The organism is Acinetobacter sp. WY4 (genome assembly GCF_018438165.1).
Taxonomy (GTDB): domain Bacteria; phylum Pseudomonadota; class Gammaproteobacteria; order Pseudomonadales; family Moraxellaceae; genus Acinetobacter.
This window is the reverse complement of the sequence record NZ_CP053947.1, coordinates 574515-592547: the sequence shown is the minus strand read 5'-3', so window position 1 is coordinate 592547 and position 18033 is coordinate 574515. Positions and strand designations below refer to the sequence as shown.

Sequence of the window (18033 nt, the reverse complement as noted above, 5' to 3'; positions counted from 1 at the left end):
TGGCTATCATTAACAATCTCTCTCAAAAGTCTTGATGATTTTGTGGTCTTTGATCTCGTAGATAATGTCAGCAATATTATCGACCAATTGCTTGTCATGAGATACGAAGATAATAGTTCCTGCATAGGACTTCATCATTGTTTCTAATGCGGCAATACTTTTTAGGTCAAGATAGTTTCCTGGTTCATCCATAAGCAAAATATTATATTTTCCTAAAAGCATTTTGGATAAAAGCAGTTTGATGATTTCACCTCCCGATAAGTCGGATAAGTTTTTTTGAATATCATTCGCTCCGATCCCCATTGAAGCCAATACTGCACGAATTTCCGCAACTGTGTACTCGCACTCTTCCTGCATAAAGGAGAGCACAGATTTATGCGTGTTAAATTTATATCCTGTTTGTGTAAAGTAGCCAATTTCAGCTTTTGGAGATATGGTTAATCCATCAGCACGTTCTGATATCATTTTTAACAAGGACGTTTTCCCTGTTCCATTCGATCCAGTTATAGCGACTTTAGCGCCAAGCGGTATTATAAAGTTAGCGTCATCAAAGATAGTACGGCTACCAAATTTTAAGCTCAGACCATCTGCCGTAATCGGGAACTTATTGTGCAGTTCTAGGGCTGAACTTTGACGAAAACGAATAGAACGCAAATGCTCTGGTGCTTGAATATCTTCTAATGCAGCCAAACGCTTTTCCATACTCTTAGCTGCCTGATACAGTTTTCTTTGCTTGGTGCCAGTCATTTTTGCATGCCCAAGTCGTCCAGCACTTTCGGTAGAGTTTTTGGATTTTTCTCCTTTTTTCTTATTGTCTAATCGATTAGCTTGCTGGCGTTTTTCTTGCACAGCAGATTCTAATCGCTCCCGTTCCTTCATCATCAGCTCATATTCTACGGCTTGGTGTTGTCGCTCTTCTTCTTTTTGACGCAAGTAATCCGAGTAACCACCCCAATATTCCGTAATTTTACCGTCTTTTAACTCCCATATCTTGTCTACAACCATATCAAGAAAATATCGGTCATGACTGATAACAAGTAATGCTCCATCAAATGCTTTAAGTTGACCAATAAGTAGATCTATTCCATTGAGATCAAGGTGGCTGGTTGGTTCATCCGCTAGAATGCCATGTACTTGTTGGGAAAATGCGGCAGCAATTTTTGCACGAGTTTCCTCTCCGCCACTCATTGTGTCGTTTTGTACATTGGAAACACCAAGGCGAGATAACATTGCCCGGTCTTCGACCGTTTCTATTTCGATTCCGCCCAGTTGGCTGATATGTGCAAAATCACCAAAACGCTGTAATGTCGCTTCGGCTAAAACAATTTCGCCATTAAGTACTTTGAGTAAACTACTCTTTCCTGCTCCGTTATCACCCACAAGACCAATACGGTCATAAGAGTGAATTTCCAATTCATCAATATCCAAAACATCACGCCCAGCATAATCCAAGCGTATGTTTCTCGCTTTAATAATTAAACTCATTTTTATTTACTCCTGTTTAGCTCTTGAAATTTTTTATGCAGCAAACAGGATTTAGGTGAAAACAAAAGCTAGCATCACAGTGTCCTCCCAAAAAAAAAGCTATTCATCCACAGGGTGGACAAATAGCTAGTCAATTAAGTTATAACTGGAAACTATGCACTAAAAGCATACTTATAAATTAAGCATACTTTTACTTTATATATCCGCATATATTCTTAAAGACACAACAAAAGCCCACCATTATAAAATAGTGTCACTATGCAAATAGTTGTGTCTTAACGAATGCGGATAGAATGCATAAACTTACCTAAAAAATAAAATTCAGTTTTATGATAACTTTACTGTTAAAAGAAGTCTAGACAACCTTGTTTTATGCTTGGATATAAGGCTTATTTTAAAATAATAGTAGTGAAGATTTTCTAAAATTAACATAATACACCTTATACGAAATAAAAATGGGAGCCTTAAGCTCCCATTTTTTAAGTAATTTTTTCAAATAAGGCTTGGGTGAGCATCTAAAATTCGAATCAATGTAGCTGCTGGTCCAGTTGGATAGCGTCGTCCCTGTTCCCAATTTTGCAGGGTACGGGGGCTAATATGTAGACGTGCAGCAAATTCATTTTGGCTCAAGCCAGTTTTTTCACGTACTTCTTTAATATCAGGCAATTCGAGTTCTGTAACTCGGCTTGCTTTAACTTCTTTACGTTTGATAGCTCCAGCTTCTTTGATTGAAGCAACCAAGTCATCAAATAAGTTGTTATCCATGAAATTGCTCCTTCACGAGTTGGTGCAGAATGGCGGTTTCCTTATCTGTTAAATTATCTTTTACTGATTTTGGATAAGCCACTAAGAAAAAGATCTGATCATCCTCGGTGACCCAATAATAAATCACCCGTATCCCACCACTTTTCCCTTTGTTACCTTGAGCACAACGTACTTTGCGAATACCACCGCCATTCTTGATTAGGTCACCTCTATCAGGCTGTACCAAAAGATCTTGCTGAAGTTGACGATATTCCTCATCAGATACAAGGTCTTTAATTTGCTTGGTAAAGATGCTGGTTTCAATAAATAACATGGACTCTTTATACGTCAATGGCGTATTTGAATTTTAGCAGTTTCCATAACAAAAAACGAGAGCTGGTAGATCTCGTTTCGCATAACAGCCATTATGTTAAATAATTAAGGATAAAAGCTTTATTACTAAATAGAACAGTTGCTTAAAGCAGTATAGAGTTAAGTTTGCATTTTAATATCAAGTTGTCTTTCAGCACCGATAATCACCATACGAATCCCATTTTCAAAAATGTCATCCGCATTCATATTTTGTAAGGTATTCACTCCTTGGAGCATGAGTGGATATATAGTTGGATCGGCTTCGAATGGTGGGTCTGATCTTATTTCTTCTTGCTGCTCCTCAAGGACCCACCCAACAATAAACCTTCCTAATGTCATAAGTAATGCAACTGCTTCAACAGGAGAAAACCCAGCATGAGATAACAGCGCAACTTGGGCCTCAATCGTGTTGAAATGTCCTTGACTGGGGCTAGTTCTTGCATGTAGACGAGCACCATCACGGTAAGCTAGTAGTGCTCGACGAAAGCTTACAGAATTAGCGAGCAACCAATCTTGCCATGTCATCCCATCGATGGGTAAAGAAACTAAATGGTGTTCATTTATAATGGTTTCCGCCATTGCTTCCATTAACAAGGATTTATTCTTGAAATGCCAATATAGAGTTGGAGATTTAATACCCAATCGTTGAGCTAGCTTGCGTGTGGTTATTGAATCTATGCCTTCTTCATTCAACATATCCAATGCGGTACGCAGGACTATTTCACGTGTCAGACGTTGAGGTGCAATATCTTTTTTACTCATAAATCTATCACTGATAGGGAGTGTGTGAGAGAATATTAATTCTATCATTGCTAGAGAAGGCATTTGTGAAGAAATCATTGAGCGTGATTTTAATCACTATATTTCTGGATGCTGTTGGGATTGGTTTAATTATGCCGATCTTGCCTGAATTATTACGGTCATTGGCTGGAGCTGAAGCAGGCGGTGTTCACTATGGTGCTTTATTAGCTGTGTATGCTCTGATGCAGTTCATTTTTGCACCTATCCTTGGAGCGTTGAGTGACCGATTTGGACGTCGACCTGTATTAATTATTTCAATTGCTGGTGCAACGGCTGATTATCTCCTAATGGCTGCTGCTCCTTCTCTATTGTGGCTATATATTGGTCGTATTTTTGCGGGAATTACAGGTGCCAACATGGCTGTTGCAACAGCTTATGTTTCAGATATTACTCCAGCCCATGAGCGTGCAAAAAGGTTTGGTCTCCTTGGAGCTGTCTTTGGTATTGGGTTTATAGCGGGTCCGGTAATAGGTGGAGTTTTGGGTGAATGGAACTTACATGCACCGTTCTTTGCTGCTGCTTTTATGAATGGGATTCTTTTAATAATGACAGCAGTCTTATTAAAAGAATCAAAACACAGCAATAAAATGACTGAGAAGGTTCAGGAGCAATCAATATTAAAGAAATTATCCTATTTGATCACTCAACCTAATATGGCTCCATTGCTTGGTATCTTTTTAATTATCACATTGGTTTCACAAGTCCCCGCAACTTTATGGGTTATCTATGGGCAGGATCGTTATGGCTGGAGTATATTTATTGCAGGTGTTTCCCTTGCTAGTTATGGAATATGCCATTCTATTGCACAGGCTTTTGCTATCGCCCCTATGGTAAAGAGGTTTGGAGAGAAAAATACGTTGTTATGTGGAATAGCTTGCGATGCAATTGGTTTACTTCTTTTATCTATTGCTGTTGAAGAATGGGTGCCTTTTGCGTTGTTACCATTGTTTGCCCTTGGTGGAGTAGCCGTTCCTGCTTTGCAAGCAATGATGTCCAGAGGTATTAGTGATGAAAGACAAGGTGAATTACAAGGGCTATTAAGCAGTTTTAATAGTCTGGGGGCTATAATTGGTCCTGTATTAGTTACTAGCCTCTATTTTATGACTCAGGCATCAGCTCCTGGAATGGTATGGGCATTAGCTGCAATACTTTATGTAATCACCCTACCCTTATTGCTTAAGTATCGCCTGAATAAATATTCTGGAGTTCCATAAAATATTTAATTTATTGGTTTAAAAACTAATGGATTCTATAGTTTATCTAAAATTAACATAATACACCTTATACGAAATGCTTTATAATTTTCCTTAGAAATCAATGCTGTAGTTTCTAGTTGATAGCCCGAACATCCCTGTTCGGGCTTTTTTAATAATTTACCAAGTTTCACGCCTGTTATTTGAGCAAAGTTCCACGATTTTGTTCAATTTTCATAAACATTATCCTATTTTTCATAATTCATTATTACATCTAATAGAACCGAAATTGGTACATAAAAAATAGGGGAGTTGGTAATCATAAAGAAAGAAAAATAACATTCTATATGTCGCAAATGACAAATAATAAATCGTCTAACAGAATTCGACCTTTAAAATTACAATCCTATTTTTTTGACAGAGTTGCTTTAAAAAGCTTGAATACTTCTACTTAATTTAATTTTTATTGAAGTAGGTCGCATAAATATTAAAAAATATTTTCTTTATAAATCAAATATATTTGAGCATATTTATAAAACGCTGCACAATGAAATTAAAATATTTGGCATAAATCTAAGATTGAGATTTGTGCAGTTGTGCATTTCCGGGGGAAAAGATGTTCACGGCAGAATTGTTGGACGAAGCAAAAAAATTCATGCATCACATGCTGACTAAAGTGGTGGAATATGGCGGTTCAGATTTATTTATTACGGCTGATTTTCCACCGAGTATTAAACATCAAGGCTTAATGAAACCTTTTGGACAGCAGGAACTCACAGCTGAAAAAACCAAGCTGTTTGCCTACAGTCTGATGAATGATAAACAGCGTAAAGAATTTGAAACTGAACTTGAGTGCAATTTTGCCATCACCGTGCCAGGTGTTTCCCGTTTTCGGGTCAATGTGTTTGTACAACAACTTAATGTTGGCATGGTGATTCGTACCATTACTGCAGAAATTCCAAATTTCCAGAAGCTGAAATTACCGGAATCTCTGAAACATGTGATTATGGAAAAACGTGGACTGGTGCTGGTGGTCGGAGGAACAGGTTCCGGTAAATCAACTTCACTCGCAGCCATGATTGACTATCGAAATGAAAATTCAGCCGGGCATATCATTACCGTAGAAGATCCGGTTGAATATGTGCACAAGCATAAAAAATCCATGATTACTCATCGTGAAGTCGGAGTGGACTGCCATTCCTGGCATAATGCGCTGAAAAATACCTTGCGTCAGGCACCAGATGTGATTCTGATCGGCGAAATTCGCGATACTGAAACCATGGAACACGCGATTGCTTTTGCTGAAACTGGACATCTGTGTCTGGGAACGCTGCACTCGAACAATGCCAACCAGACTTTGGACCGGATTATCAACTTCTTCCCGGAAGAACGCCGGAACCAGCTATTAATGGATTTGTCATCCAATATGAAGGCGATCATTTCACAGCGTCTGATTCGTACTCAAGATGGTAAAGGCCGTCGTGCAGCGATTGAAATCATGTTAAATACGCCACTGATGTCTGACCTGATTTTGAAAGGTGAATTCCACGAATTGAAAGCGATTATGGCGAAATCGCGTGAACTGGGCATGCAGACCTTTGACCAGGCCTTATTTGACCTGTATAACCAGGGTGAAATTTCTTATGAAGAAGCCTTGCGCAATGCCGATTCGACCAATGAACTGCGCTTACAAATCAAGCTGAAAAGTAACCGACAGGACACTACCGTAGCCACAGAGGCAACCCAATTCACCATGATGCAAGAGCCAAAAGCGGAAGAGAAACAAGCAGAGAATACTTCGGTGTCAGAATAAATATTTGCTCAAAAAATCACAGGCAGAATTTTCTGCCTGTTTTTTTATTGATCTTATTTATTATTCGATTCAATCCATAAAACTAGACGGTTTTACGTTGCACCACCAGCTTAAAATAAACAATACTGCTTAAGGTTAAAATACCGCATAGCATAAAAGCAAACTGATAACTGTAAGCTGCAATGATGGCACCAATCAGTAGTGAACCGATGGCAATACCCAGGTCATAAAACGTATAAAAAGTTGAAGTTGCATAGCCAATTCGATGCTTGGGCGCACATTGAATCGCCAAAGTTTGAATACACGGCTGCACACTACCAAAGCCCACACCAACCATGACTGCAGCCAGCATAAATCCCCATAAGCTCTGAATCTGGCTCAGTAAAAATAAACCCGAACTAAAAGCCAGCAATGCCGGATAAATCACATATTGCGGGCCTTTACGATCATAAATCTTTCCGGTGATCGGCCGTAAGCTCATCATGGAAATCGCAAAAACCACAAAGAATAAACCTGCATAGGCCATTAAATCCTTGCTGGCTGCGAAGGGTGCGATAAAAGACATGATGCTCGCATAAGAAAAAGAAATCAGCATGGCCAATACTGCGACAGGCAGCACTTTCTTTTCCACAAAATCTGTCAGCTCAAGCGAGGTTTTCTTATTGGTATTTTTGATGATTTTTTCAGGTTCTTTGACCGGAATCAAAAAACAGAAGGCAAATCCGATAAAAACCAAGACGATCAATAGCATACTGACCTGAAAATAAGACCAGTATTCCATCAGGCTTAGACCTATTAACGGACCTAAGACAATCCCCAGATTAACCGACATGACAAAATAGCCCATGCCTTCACCTTTACGCTGCTCCGGAATAAATTGGTTCACCACAGGCACGCAAACTGTAGTCAATATACTGAACCAGATGCCATGGAAGAAACGGATGATAAACAGAATCGTGAGCTGATCTGCCAGCAGATAAGTAAGTGAAAACAGGCTAAAAAACACTTCTGAAATAATCAGGGTTCTACGTACCCCGAATTTTTCGATAATTAAACCGCTAAAAGGTCGCACTGCAATGGCAGAGACCATAAACAAGGTCATGGCCAGACCTGCCTGAGTCAGGTTGCCGCCTAATTCTTTTAAGATGTATATTGGCAAAATTGTGGTTTGTGCAAAATAGAAAATAAATAAAAATAGGTTGTTGGCCAAACAAAGCACAAATGACTTGGTCCATAGTGGCGCTGCAATGGCGTTCATGATTTTCCTAAAATGATATGCTGTAAGACGCTGGGCTCAGCATGGGAAATTATTGTTATAAATAAGCGCGAGCTATCTAGGAGCGAATGAGATATGAGCAAGACTTTAAGAAAAATAAGTGAAAAATACAATGATATTTCATGATAAATGCATGAAATTTAATTTGAACTAGGAAATGCAACGCTTGATCTTTAATAAAAAAATCAGCCCGGAGGCTGATTTTTTAAAGTTAAAATGGCTTAGAGGCCAGCTTCATATTCTGTATTGGAAAGCAGCTTTTCGACATCTGCCATATTGTCTGGCTTGATTTTATAGATCCAGCCTTTGCCATATGGGTCATCATTAATGAAATCTGGATCATCTTCAAGATCAGGATTGATTTCAACCACTACACCAGACACTGGTGCATGAATATCGGAAGCTGTTTTTACTGATTCAACCACGCCAGCTTGTTCGCCCGCAGTAATATGTGAATCAAGATCTGGTGCTTCTACATAGACTAAATCGCCTAACGCATCCTGTGCATGGTCGGAAATACCGGTCACAACAAGATCACCCTCAATGCGCACCCATTCATGTGTACTTGCGTACTTTAATTCTGCAGGATGATTCATTGATAACTCCTTAAAAATCTTAAGATCATTTTTGACATGTTTTATACATTCTTTTTAAGCAAAACAAAAGGCTTATACTTCCTTATAAATAAGGATCTTTGCGCCAGTTGCTCGGGCTGCGACCACTCCAGCGTTTAAATGCCCTGCTAAAATTGGCGACATCACTATAGCCCAGTTCATCGGCAATCTGTTCCAGAGTGAAATCTGTCCGGGATAATAACGAGGTGGCATGCCGGTAACGCACTTCATCGACCAGGGTAGAAAAGGAGGTGCCTTCGGCGGCGAGTTGACGTTTTAAGGTGCGGTCAGACATGTGTAAGCGATCTGCCACACTTTCAATACTCAGATAATGCTGCTCGGCATGGGTCAAGATATCTCGGACACGCATGGCAATCCGATGCCGTTCGCCCAAGGCAGAAAGTTCCGTTTCACACTGGTTAATCGCAATCTGGCTGGCAATCGGATCGGCATGTACCAGCTTGTTCATCAGGTAGCTTTTATCAAAACTCAGAATTAAATGCGGCTGTTCAAAGCGGAACTGATGGGTGGGGAACTTTGCCATAAAGCGTTCAAAACCTTCCGGCTTCTTAAAATCGAAGTCGATTTCTCCCGTTGCATCGTTAACGCCGGTAATCGCTTTGGCCATACTGATCAGACCAATCATTAAAGCAATTGAAATTTCGGTGCGCAGAGGTTCAAGCTGAATATCGGTTTGCAGCTGTACCGTGGCTTTGGCACCAAAGGTCGAAAAAAACAGTTGTAGGAAAGGTAAACGAAGTTGAATAAATCGGTTCGCAAGTACCAGTGCATCGGTAATATTATTCGCCGTCATAATCGCATAGCCGATAAAGCCATGAATCGAGATCCGCATCTGTGTGCCGAGATGATAGCCCAAGGTCGGTTCCCCGGTCAGTTTCAGCGCGTATTTCACCAGTTCGTTGGCGACAGGGGTTGGAATACGAAAATCAGGATCTGCCAACTGTTCACTGGTCAGGCCAAAAGGTTGGAAAAGCGACTCATTATTATAACCCCAGCGGGAAATGATATCGAGAAGCAGGAGACCGTAAACACCTGGAATTCCTTGGTCTTGGCGTGGAGCAATTGTTTTCATGCGCGATCCGTTGCACTCATTCAAATTTTTTTATTTATAAATAGATATTGGCATGAAGCCGCCAAATTTTTCATTAAAATTGTTGGACAAAATTTTGGCGATTGTGACTCTGCCACTGGCAGATTAGCCTGAATTCAGCATTAAAATCAATTTAAACCACATAATTTTATTGATGAAATTAAAATTATTTTATTGAACCGGTCACATCTCTGCATTGGCTGGCTCAGGGCAAGAAGATTGTCTAAGCATTGAATAGGGCTTCATCAGAGTGCTTTCAGCACTAGAGAGTGAGGTCATTTCATTAAAATGCCAGATAGATGGCAACTTAAGGTTCATCTATATAAAAGATTTTAAAAAGAAAGGTCTGGGCAAAGTTTTCTTTTGTCCCAGACCTGTTCAGTATTGAAGACAATCAAATCGTCAACGGTTTAATCGTCTTGCTGATTTTGTATTAATCAAGATTTTTCGATGCTTTGACCTGTTGCTGAATCAACATGCCGCCCGTTTGACGCTGCCAAAGCTGGGCATAGATGCCATTCAATGCTACCAGTTCATCATGCGTGCCTTGTTCGGCAATTCGACCCTGATCCAGCACAATCAGACGATCCATCTGGGCAATGGTAGACAGGCGATGAGCAATGGCAATCACGGTTTTACCCTGCATCAAGTCGTCCAGACTGTTTTGAATAGCGGCTTCGACTTCAGAATCCAGCGCACTGGTGGCTTCATCCAGAATCAGAATCGGCGCATCTTTCAGGAATACACGTGCAATTGCAATTCGCTGACGCTGTCCGCCGGAAAGTTTCACGCCACGTTCACCGACATAGGCTTCATAGCCTTTTTTACCACGCAAATCGGTCAGATTGGGAATAAACTCTTCCGCTTTGGCTTTACGTACGGCTTCAAACATTTCTTCATCAGTCGCATCCGGACGACCATATTTAATGTTTTCAGCGACCGTGCGATGCAGCAGTGAAGTATCTTGAGTCACTAATGCAATGTTCTTGCGCAAACTGTCCTGAGTCACATCGTCAATATCCTGACCATCAATCAAGATACAACCCTGGTTAATATGATAAAAATGCAGCAACAGTTGAATCAGGGTAGATTTCCCTGCACCTGAACGGCCGACAATACCAATTTTTTCACCTGGGCGAATGGTCAGATTAAACTGATCAATCACGTTTTTATCATTATAGGCAAAGCTGACATTTTCAAATTTAATTTCACCGTGATTGAGCTGTAGCTCTTTGGCACCCGGTTTATCTTCAATGGCAATTTTGCGGCCTAACGTTTTCATACCATCCTGAATAGTACCGACATTTTCAAACAGGGCAGAGGTCTGCCACATCATAAATTCGGCAATACTATTCAGTTTCAGTACCATTGCCGTAGTTGCGGCAATAATGCCCAGCTCAGCCTGACCTTCCATCCACAGCCAGATCGCGGTACCCAGTACGCCACCGTACAACACCACACTTAGCAGTAAAATACTGATTTCGTATTGGGCACCCAGACGCATCTGTTTATATACCGTTACCATAAATTCCTGCATCGAAGTCTTGGCATACTGGCTTTCGCGGCCGGCATGAGCAAACAGCTTGACGGTCTGGATATTGGTATAGGCATCTGTGATACGCCCGGTCATGACGGCACGGGCATCCGCTTGAGCATTGGAAATTTTGCTCAAACGTGGAATGAAATAACACGCTGCACAGATAAATAAGGCTAGCCAGACCATCAATGGAATGATCAGCAAGGGTGAAATTGCACCCAAAACAATATTGATGGTGATGAAATAAATCAGCACATACGCCAGCATGTCACCCAGAATGACCCAGAATTCGCGTACTGCCAGAGCGGTTTGCATAACTTTGGCCGATAATCGTCCGGCAAAATCATTGTGGAAAAAATCCAGGCTTTGTTTCATGAGCAGATTATGAAAGCGCCAGCGTAAACGCATCGGGAAATTGCTATACAAAATCTGATGCTTAATTAGGGATTGGGCGCTGGCGAAGAAAATATTGGCCAGAAGAACAATACTCAGTAAGGTTAAATTGCTAGCATGCTGTTCCAGAAAAGTATCGGGCTGGCTTTTACTGAGCCAGTTCACCAGCTCACCAATTTTTGAATACAGAAAAGCTTCGAAGCTGGCAGCACCGGCAGTACACAGTACCAGAATCAGCAAATAACGGCGGACTCCATAGGCTGCCTGCCAGACAAATGGAAAAAACTTGGTCGGTAAAGGTTGGTTCAGATTTTTGGTGGGATAGGGGTCAACCAGTCTTTCAAGCCATCGAAACATTATCGTACTCTTATCATGCATTTTGCTTTTCGGGAATTATAAAGGATTCTGTTTTTTTAAGCCCGTAATTGGGTGAAATTGCCACAAAATGATTCACTCAATTAAAACTTGGATTATAAAAATTAAACTAAAGCCAGATTTATGCCAGTCAGGTTTTAAATAGATGAGGAAATAAAAAAGCCTGAAATGCAGCAGCACCTCAGGCTTGAGATTGGATGACTTGTGTTTAAGTAATAATAGAAGACGGTTGAGTAAATGCTTCCTTTAAATCAAGACCTGAAGGCGCTTGATACACCTTTAAACCAAATTCCGGAATAATCGCCAGCAGATGATCCATGATATCCGACTGGATATTTTCATACTCGACCCAGGCGGTGGTATTGGTGAAGGCATAAATCTCTAACGGTAAACCTTCACTGGTCGGCTGCAATTGGCGCACCATCAGGGAATGATTTTTACTAATGCCCGAATGCTGTTGCAGATAAAATTCTACATAGGCACGGAAAGTTCCCAGATTGGTGAGACGGCGCTGGTTATATTGCGAATGATGGCTCAGTTGCAGATTAAATTGTTCCAGTTCCTCTGACTTGGTATTTAAGTATTGATCCAGCAGAATAAAATTTTTCAACTTGTTCTGTTCTTCAGCCGACATAAAATGCACGCTGCTTTGATCAATATGAATCGAGCGCTTGATCCGGCGCGCACCGGCTTCCTGCATACCACGCCAGTTTTTAAAGGTATCCGTCACCAGTTTATTGGTCGGAATCGTGGTCACTGTTTTATCAAAGTTCTGTACCGTAATGGTATGTAATGACATATCAATGACATCGCCGTCCGCATTCAGCGAGGGCATTTCGATCCAGTCGCCAATCCGCACCATGTCATAAGATGAAATCTGCACTGACGCCACCAGTGACAAAATGGTATTTTGAAAGACCAGCATCAACACCGCGGCCATGGCACCGAAGCCAGCCAGCAAGGTAAAGACATCCTTTTTCAGGAAAGTGCCGAGAATCATCAGGCCACAGACAATAAAGATAATCAGCTTGACCAGCTGCAAATAACCTTTAATCGGTTTGTTACGTGACTTGGGATTACGCTGATAGACCAGGTTAAAAATATTCAGTAATTCACCAAGAGCTAAGGCAATCGTCAGGAAAATAAAAGCCTGTGCCCCCATTTGCACAAAGGACTCAACCTTGTCAGATAAATGCGGTACCGTGGTAATCCCGTTCATGATCACGACTGCGGGAACAATATTGGCAATCCGGCGAATCACGCTATGCTCAGCAAAAATCTGATTATTGGCAAAAGGCATTCTGGAAATCAGTTGACGTATTCCGCGTACCACAATCTGTTTGGCAAATAGATTGGCAAGAATCGCCAGTAAAATCACAATACTCAGTGAAGATAGCATTTCCAGCCATGGGTACTGATTTGCCCATTCTTGAATATTCCGAATAAAATTAAACTGTTCCAAAAGATCTTTCTCTTCAATCAAAAATTTAGATCAAGTTTATAGGTTTGGATCAGATTTTTTAATATTGGATAACTTTTTAAAACATATCTATTGGTGCAAATCGTTCAATAAAAGTGCCTACAAATAAAAAACCGGCGACTTCGCCGGTTTATGATCTTCGATATTTCAGTAATGATATCGCGATGCTTACCACATCAAGTCATCAGGAATAACATAAGCTGCATATGGATCTTCTTCATCGGTGGTTTCTTCATTTTTCTCTGAATTATTCACAATGATAAAGCCCTGCATTTTCGCATTGATACGCTCTGCCAGAGCTTTAGGCAAGAAAGCATAGCTGTCATTTTCACGTGCAATCACCAGACTGCCTGCCACCAGTGCATTATAGATTTGCTGGTTTAAATAGACCTTTTTAATTTTGCTGTCATCAATAAACTGATACACCGCATCGCCGTCAGTATCACGGATTTTGTGCTGACTAATCATTTGCATGATTGCGGCTTTCAGTTCTTTTTCCTGCAAAGCTGCTTTTTTCTCTTGCTCAATCGCCTGATCTTTAGCCATTTTCTGCTGTTTGTCTTGTTCAATCTTGGCCTTGATTTCAGCCTCGGTACCGTCACCGGTGCGTTTTTCATGCACAGCCTGTTTAGACAGTTTTTTGGCTTTTTTATTATCGACCAATCCTGCCTTTAACAATTGTGCCTGCAATGCATTTTTAACCATGAGAATGTCCAGATATTAGTCGTGTTGATGTCGATAACGTAAATAAATCACCCAATACGTGAGACTGAGAACCAGACTCAGCACTGCCGGGATCAGGAATGCATTTAATTTTAAATAAGGATATAGCCAGCTGGCAAGAATGCCACCGCTTAAAAAACCGAACAAAATAAGCAGATGCAGAACTACGCGTCGTGATTCTATCTCTAAACCGCGCAAACGGTAGCCCATCGCCAAGCCGAGGTCGGTCAGTACGCCAGACAAATGCGTGGTGCGAATGATGGCACCTTTATAGTGGCTAACCATGGCATTTTGCACACCCATGGCAACACAGGCCCATAACAAGGCGTAGCGCGGGAAATAGGGCAATAATAACCAGCAGATCAAAATAAAAATAGCCACCAGGCTTAAAGGGTAACCATAAAGCTGCCCCAGGCGAAAGTGACTATTTCCAAGAATCAGTCCGCTATAGGATGAACCAATGACATAGCAGAGTGTGACCAAAAAGAGATACAACATCTGTTCTGGTTGCCAGTTCAGTAGGGCCATAGCCAGCATGCTGACATTGCCGGTCATATGTGAAACAGACTGGTGCAGTACCGTCACCAGACCCAAGACGTTAATCATGCCGGCATTGACGGCAAGAAAAAACGCCCCTAATTGTACCCAGGTAGGTAAACGCTGTAATGGCATAACAACATCATTGGCTAAACATATTGATTAATCAATATAAAATCAATTTGATGCGCGGTCTACTGCTGTAGTAAATAAAACATCGGTCGATGAGTTTAGCGCGGTTTCAGTAGAATCCTGCAATACGCTAATGACCATACCAATTGCAACGACTTGCATGGCAATATCCGAAGAAATCCCAAACAGGCCACATGCAACTGGAATCAGTAACAATGAACCGCCTGCAACACCTGAAGCGCCACATGCCGAAACGGTTGCCACCACAGAAAGAATGAGCATAGTGCTGAAATCGACGCTAATCCCCAAAGTATTTACAGCCGCCAATGACAATACAGTAATGGTCACAGAAGCACCTGCCATGTTGATCGTAGCACCCAAAGGAATTGCGATACTTGAAGTTGATTCCTTGACGCCCAGACGTTTTGCCAAGTCCAGATTGACTGGAATATTGGCTGCCGAACTACGGGTAAAGAAAGCGGTAATGCCACTTTCGCGCAAGCAAGTGAATACCAGTGGATACGGGTTGTTGCGTGTCATTAAGGCAACCAGAAGCGGATTAATTACCAGTGCAACGAAAACCATCGTTCCGAGCAACACAGCAAGTAAATGTACGTAACTGGTCAGCGTATCCAGACCAGATTCAGCAAAAGTCACTGCAACCAGACCAAAAATACCCAAAGGTGCAAAGCTGATCACTAAACGAATCACATAGTTCACTGCAAAGGCTGCATCATTCAAAAGCGTCTTGGTGCTATCCGATGCATGACGGAAAGCGATGCCTAATGCCACTGACCAAGCCAGGATGCCAATAAAGTTTGCTTCAGCAATTGCAACAACCGGGTTGGCGACAAAGCTGAGCAGCAAATTCTTCAGGATTTCTACCAAACTGCCAGGAGGCTGCAAGTCAGCCTGTGCAGCAATATCCAGGAACAGCGTACTTGGAAATAAGATGCTCGACACCACAGCGCTCAGTGCAGCAAGGAACATACCGACCGCATACATCAGCATAATCGGCTTGATGGCGGCGTTAGATTGGCCCACTTTAAAATTCGCGATAGAAGCTAAAACTAAAATGAAAACCAGAATCGGTGCAACAGACTTCAAGGCTTTAATAAACAGGTCGCCCAATAGGCTTAATGAGGAAGTAGCTTCGGGAAATACCACAGCCACACCCACACCTAAAATAATGGCGATGATGATTCGAGAGACTAAGCTCATGCGCATAAGGGCAGAAAACATAAGGTTGCCTTGTGAAAATTACGAGGGCTAAATTTGGGAAAAAGTTGCGCTATTTTATACTTAATTTAAACAAGGCTTAAAATATATTTTCATATTAAAACCAAGATATTCATATTATTGATATATTCTAAAATTAACGGGTTTAAAACATTGCTTATATTGAAGAAAAACTTCTTAAAATGATGAATAAATCAGCATATTTAAAATTGTATTCATGAAATAAATATCAAAGTTAAATAGATAAATTCAAATTATATTTGAAAATTCAAAAAATATTGGAGCTATGACCGGTTTGAATCTCCGGCCATAAGTTCCAGTATCTGTTGTCTTAAATTGTATAATCTTTATGCTGCTCAAAGATCTCTGGCGCCAGGTCCTGAATCGCCTGAAAATGGGTCAGATAAATCCGACCGCTCAGATGCGTCATCAATTTAGAAGCTTGCAGCTTGTCCATGACCGGACCTTTGACTTCGGCAAAATGCAGACGAATATCCAGTTTGGCCAGTTCCGCATTTAAATCTTCCAGCATTTCCAGGGCACTCAAATCAATCGCACTGATGCTGGAACAGTTGATAATCACATGTTGCAGCTTGTCATTCAGGCTGATCGCATTGATCAGATAACCTTTAAAGCTATTGGCATTCAGAAACGTCAGATTCTCATCAATCCGCAGTGACAGCACCCGATCGGAGGTACTGACCTGATGACGCTGAATATTGCGAAAATGCTGGGTTCCTTCGACCAGACCGACAACTGCAATATGCGGACGGCTGATTCGCCATAACATCAGAACAAAGGTCGACACGATCCCAATAATCAAACCGGTGGAAATATCAATCAGGACCACGCCGAGAAAAGTAATCCACATGGCAAGGCCATCTGCCTTGGAATAGCGCCAAGCATCAACAAATGGCTGGAAATCAACCAACTTCCAGATGGAAACAATAATCGTCGCGGCCAGAATGGTCAGCGGCAGGTCTTCAAAAAATCCGGTAAAGAATAGGCTCACGAAAATAATCAGAATCGAGGATAAAACACCAGCCATAGGTGATTTGGCACCGGCATCGGCATTCACCACCGTCCGCGACAGACTGCCGGTCACAGGAAAAGCTGAACTCACGCCTGCACTGATATTGGCCAGACCGAGCGCGATCAGTTCCTGATTACTGTTTAAATGACTGCGTTGCTGTAAGGCTGTCGATTGAGCAATCGACAAGGATTCCACAAAACTGATCATGGCGATCATGCTGGCACCCGGTAGCAAGGTCATCACCAGTTCCCAGTTCCAGTGTGGAAAAGATAAGGGTGGAAAACCAGACGGAATTGCACCGACCGTTTTAATGCCCTGAAGCTTTAAATCCAGAAATACAATTGCTGCAATGCCGAGACACACCAGAATCAGGGGCACCGCACGGACTAAGAAATCTGTAGAGCCGATCCGGCTTTGTACAGCCTGAGATTTTAATAACTTGGGCAGATAGATCAGTAGACCGATAGAGAGCAGGCCGAAAATCAGGCTCGGCACGTGCAGTAGCGGGAAATATTGCAGCAGACTGCTGGCGAACTCCGGAATGTTATTGGCTTTTAAGGGAAGATCGACCAAAAACTTTAACTGTCCAAAAGCAATCAATAAGGCAGAGGCAATAATAAAGCTTTGGATCACCGGATGACTAATCAACTGGATCATAAAACCAAAACGAAATAATCCCAAAAGCAGGGAAATAATGCCGACCATCAGTGCCAATAGGGTCGCAGCTTCGATATAGACCGGTGAGCCGACTTCAAAAAGTGGATTGAGCGTAGCAAAAGTCATCATGGAAATGATGGCTACCGGGCCAATCGATAAAGTCGAACTCCCACCGAGCAGGGCATAAATGATCATCGGCAGGATGCTCGCATATAAACCCATGATCGGCGGCAATCCTGCCAGCATGGCATAGGCCATCCCTTGAGGCACCAGCATTGCCACCACAATCAGGGCAGCCAGCACATCAGACTTAAATTTGACCGGCGTGTAGTGGCTTAACCATGCCCAGGCAGGCAGTCTATGCAGAAGTTTAGACTTGGAATTTTGCATAAAAAGGTCTAAATCACAAATATAGATATATTATGCACAAATTCTGCTAAGAAGTCTTAGCTGATCTAGCTTCTTGATGATTCATGTTTAAAATGAATCATCTGGGTCAGTCACGTATCATTCGAAAA

General features: G+C 41.6%; 15 protein-coding genes. 2 read left to right on the top strand and 13 right to left on the bottom strand.

What is annotated here, in order from left to right:
• Nucleotides 1-9: 9 nt before the first annotated feature.
• The 4 genes from msr(E) to G4D73_RS02700 form a co-directional block, all read right to left on the bottom strand.
• The gene (gene msr(E) / locus G4D73_RS02715; RefSeq protein WP_000052512.1) at nucleotides 10-1485 is read right to left on the bottom strand and encodes an ABC-F type ribosomal protection protein Msr(E); all 1476 of its coding nucleotides are present in this window, start codon (nucleotides 1483-1485) and stop codon (nucleotides 10-12) included.
• A gap of 492 nt (nucleotides 1486-1977) precedes the next feature.
• Nucleotides 1978-2250 carry a NadS family protein gene (nadS, locus tag G4D73_RS02710; protein ID WP_000369781.1) on the bottom strand — a complete coding sequence of 91 codons (273 nt, stop codon included), beginning with the start codon at nucleotides 2248-2250 and terminating at the stop codon, nucleotides 1978-1980.
• Nucleotides 2243-2563: a type II toxin-antitoxin system RelE/ParE family toxin gene (locus G4D73_RS02705; protein WP_000897307.1), complete on the bottom strand. Its 321-nt coding sequence runs from the start codon at nucleotides 2561-2563 to the stop codon at nucleotides 2243-2245. The genes nadS and G4D73_RS02705 overlap by 8 nt, the downstream gene beginning before the upstream one ends.
• A 158-nt stretch (nucleotides 2564-2721) precedes the next feature.
• Complete coding sequence (locus G4D73_RS02700; RefSeq protein WP_004787586.1) at nucleotides 2722-3363, bottom strand: TetR/AcrR family transcriptional regulator C-terminal domain-containing protein; 642 nt, start codon at nucleotides 3361-3363, stop codon at nucleotides 2722-2724.
• 65 nt (nucleotides 3364-3428) lie between these two features.
• Here G4D73_RS02700 and tet(39) point away from each other — a divergent pair, with 65 nt between their 5' ends.
• Nucleotides 3429-4616 (top strand): tetracycline efflux MFS transporter Tet(39), encoded by a 1188-nt coding sequence (tet(39), locus tag G4D73_RS02695; RefSeq protein WP_087551687.1) that lies wholly within the window; start codon nucleotides 3429-3431, stop codon nucleotides 4614-4616.
• A gap of 595 nt (nucleotides 4617-5211) precedes the next feature.
• Entirely contained in the window at nucleotides 5212-6408 is a 1197-nt protein-coding gene (locus tag G4D73_RS02690; protein ID WP_005251952.1) for a PilT/PilU family type 4a pilus ATPase, read from the top strand.
• An 82-nt stretch (nucleotides 6409-6490) separates the two neighbouring features.
• Here G4D73_RS02690 and G4D73_RS02685 read toward each other — a convergent pair whose 3' ends face one another.
• The 9 genes from G4D73_RS02685 to G4D73_RS02645 all read right to left on the bottom strand — a co-directional run bounded on the left by G4D73_RS02685 (nucleotide 6491) and on the right by G4D73_RS02645 (nucleotide 17905).
• Complete coding sequence (locus tag G4D73_RS02685) at nucleotides 6491-7666, bottom strand: MFS transporter (RefSeq protein WP_213687327.1); 1176 nt, start codon at nucleotides 7664-7666, stop codon at nucleotides 6491-6493.
• A 239-nt stretch (nucleotides 7667-7905) separates the two neighbouring features.
• Nucleotides 7906-8280 carry a glycine cleavage system protein GcvH gene (gcvH, locus tag G4D73_RS02680; protein ID WP_004280423.1) on the bottom strand — a complete coding sequence of 125 codons (375 nt, stop codon included), beginning with the start codon at nucleotides 8278-8280 and terminating at the stop codon, nucleotides 7906-7908.
• An 82-nt stretch (nucleotides 8281-8362) separates the two neighbouring features.
• A complete protein-coding gene (locus G4D73_RS02675) occupies nucleotides 8363-9391 on the bottom strand; it encodes an AraC family transcriptional regulator (protein WP_213687326.1) in 1029 nt (342 codons plus the stop codon).
• 451 nt (nucleotides 9392-9842) lie between these two features.
• Nucleotides 9843-11696 (bottom strand): ABC transporter ATP-binding protein, encoded by a 1854-nt coding sequence (locus tag G4D73_RS02670; RefSeq protein WP_213687325.1) that lies wholly within the window; start codon nucleotides 11694-11696, stop codon nucleotides 9843-9845.
• Between the two features lie 226 nt (nucleotides 11697-11922).
• A complete protein-coding gene (locus G4D73_RS02665) occupies nucleotides 11923-13176 on the bottom strand; it encodes a mechanosensitive ion channel family protein (RefSeq protein WP_034619144.1) in 1254 nt (417 codons plus the stop codon).
• 186 nt (nucleotides 13177-13362) lie between these two features.
• Nucleotides 13363-13899, bottom strand: coding sequence for a DUF2058 domain-containing protein (locus tag G4D73_RS02660; RefSeq protein ID WP_004280416.1), 537 nt, complete (start codon nucleotides 13897-13899; stop codon nucleotides 13363-13365).
• 15 nt (nucleotides 13900-13914) lie between these two features.
• The gene (locus G4D73_RS02655) at nucleotides 13915-14589 is read right to left on the bottom strand and encodes a YoaK family protein (RefSeq protein ID WP_213687324.1); all 675 of its coding nucleotides are present in this window, start codon (nucleotides 14587-14589) and stop codon (nucleotides 13915-13917) included.
• A 42-nt stretch (nucleotides 14590-14631) separates the two neighbouring features.
• Nucleotides 14632-15828: a serine/threonine transporter SstT gene (sstT, locus tag G4D73_RS02650; RefSeq protein WP_213687323.1), complete on the bottom strand. Its 1197-nt coding sequence runs from the start codon at nucleotides 15826-15828 to the stop codon at nucleotides 14632-14634.
• A gap of 328 nt (nucleotides 15829-16156) precedes the next feature.
• Nucleotides 16157-17905 carry a SulP family inorganic anion transporter gene (locus G4D73_RS02645; protein WP_213687322.1) on the bottom strand — a complete coding sequence of 583 codons (1749 nt, stop codon included), beginning with the start codon at nucleotides 17903-17905 and terminating at the stop codon, nucleotides 16157-16159.
• Nucleotides 17906-18033 lie beyond the last annotated feature (128 nt).

Coding starts and splice junctions, on each gene's coding strand:
- nadS (WP_000369781.1), bottom strand. CDS start 2,250: ATGGATAACAACTTATTTGATGACTTGGTTGCTTCAATCAAAGAAGCT.
- G4D73_RS02700 (WP_004787586.1), bottom strand. CDS start 3,363: ATGAGTAAAAAAGATATTGCACCTCAACGTCTGACACGTGAAATAGTC.
- sstT (WP_213687323.1), bottom strand. CDS start 15,828: ATGTTTTCTGCCCTTATGCGCATGAGCTTAGTCTCTCGAATCATCATC.
- G4D73_RS02675 (WP_213687326.1), bottom strand. CDS start 9,391: ATGAAAACAATTGCTCCACGCCAAGACCAAGGAATTCCAGGTGTTTAC.
- G4D73_RS02645 (WP_213687322.1), bottom strand. CDS start 17,905: ATGCAAAATTCCAAGTCTAAACTTCTGCATAGACTGCCTGCCTGGGCA.
- G4D73_RS02660 (WP_004280416.1), bottom strand. CDS start 13,899: ATGGTTAAAAATGCATTGCAGGCACAATTGTTAAAGGCAGGATTGGTC.
- G4D73_RS02690 (WP_005251952.1), top strand. CDS start 5,212: ATGTTCACGGCAGAATTGTTGGACGAAGCAAAAAAATTCATGCATCAC.
- G4D73_RS02705 (WP_000897307.1), bottom strand. CDS start 2,563: ATGTTATTTATTGAAACCAGCATCTTTACCAAGCAAATTAAAGACCTT.
- G4D73_RS02670 (WP_213687325.1), bottom strand. CDS start 11,696: ATGTTTCGATGGCTTGAAAGACTGGTTGACCCCTATCCCACCAAAAAT.
- G4D73_RS02655 (WP_213687324.1), bottom strand. CDS start 14,589: ATGCCATTACAGCGTTTACCTACCTGGGTACAATTAGGGGCGTTTTTT.
- G4D73_RS02685 (WP_213687327.1), bottom strand. CDS start 7,666: ATGAACGCCATTGCAGCGCCACTATGGACCAAGTCATTTGTGCTTTGT.
- gcvH (WP_004280423.1), bottom strand. CDS start 8,280: ATGAATCATCCTGCAGAATTAAAGTACGCAAGTACACATGAATGGGTG.